We start from the raw sequence: 1,007 nt of genomic DNA on the forward strand, positions 1-1,007 counted from the left end.
ACCGGCGCTACAACCCCCAAACCCGAAAGGTGCAGCAGGAGCGCTACGAGGCAGACATCGAGGTCGGACCAACCGTCGTCGAGGCGTTCCTGCGCCGACCAGGACCTTCCGGATCAGCTCGGCGACCGCGAGGTCCGTCGCCTCGTCGTACTCGCGCAGGCGCGGCAGCGGTGGCCCGTCGTACCAGAGCCGGCGGAAGCCGGGCTGCTCCCGGCGGAAGTCCGCCTCCTCGCGGAGCACCCGGGCGACCAGCTCGCGCGGATCGGCGGGCAGGGGCGGTGCCAGGGCCTGCCGGGCGATGCCGACGAACCGGTCCAGCCACTCCACGACCAGGGCGGTCACGATGGCGTGCTTGTCCGGGAAGAAGCGGTACAGGACGCCGACCGAGACCCTGGCCTCGGCGGCGATCAGCTTGGTGCCGACCTCGTCGTAGGGCCGCTCCTCCAGCAGCCGGGCGGTCGCCGCGAGGATCCGCGTGACCTTCTCCCGGCTGCGCTGCTGCTGCGGTGCGCGCAGCGCGCCGGGCAGGGCGCCGAAAAGTGCGCCGGGCACGGTCGGCGTGTCGGCGGAGGGGTGGACGGTGTCGGGCATCGGTCTCCTTCATCGCGGGGTGCGCGGTCCATCTTGACATCCCGTCAAACCTGAACCAGAGTCGCGTTCATGTTATTCACGGGGGGTAGGTCCCAGCCGCCGCTGGGACGGAGGTTCCGCCTGTTGTGGACCTCGGTCACCGTCACCGGCCTCGGTGACGGCATGCGCTTCGTCGCGCTCCCGCTGCTCGCCGCCCGCATCTCCGGCGACCCGCGCGACGTCGCCCTGGTCACCACCGCCGAACAACTGCCCTGGCTGCTGCTGAGCCTCCCCGCCGGCGCGCTCGCCGACCGGGTCGACCGGCGCCGCCTGCTCATCGCGATGGACGCCTCGCGTGCGGTGCTGGTCGCCCTGCTCACCCTCGCGATCGGCGTGCACGCGGTGTCGGTGCCGCTGCTCGCGGTGGCGGGCTTCCT

2 protein-coding genes are annotated in these 1,007 nt (G+C 72.4%); one reads left to right on the forward strand and one right to left on the reverse strand.

Annotated features, from left to right (window positions below):
- The coding region (locus tag ABZ885_RS42035) for a TetR/AcrR family transcriptional regulator (protein ID WP_360200590.1) at nt 1–591 on the reverse strand (591 nt) is incomplete at its 3' end.
- A 123-nt stretch (nt 592–714) separates the two neighbouring features.
- Between ABZ885_RS42035 and ABZ885_RS42040 the strand changes: the two genes are divergently transcribed.
- Nucleotides 715–1,007 (forward strand): MFS transporter (locus tag ABZ885_RS42040; protein WP_360200592.1); only part of this gene is annotated, 293 nt, incomplete at its 3' end.

The organism is Kitasatospora sp. NPDC047058 (assembly GCF_040643935.1).
GTDB lineage: Bacteria > Actinomycetota > Actinomycetes > Streptomycetales > Streptomycetaceae > Kitasatospora.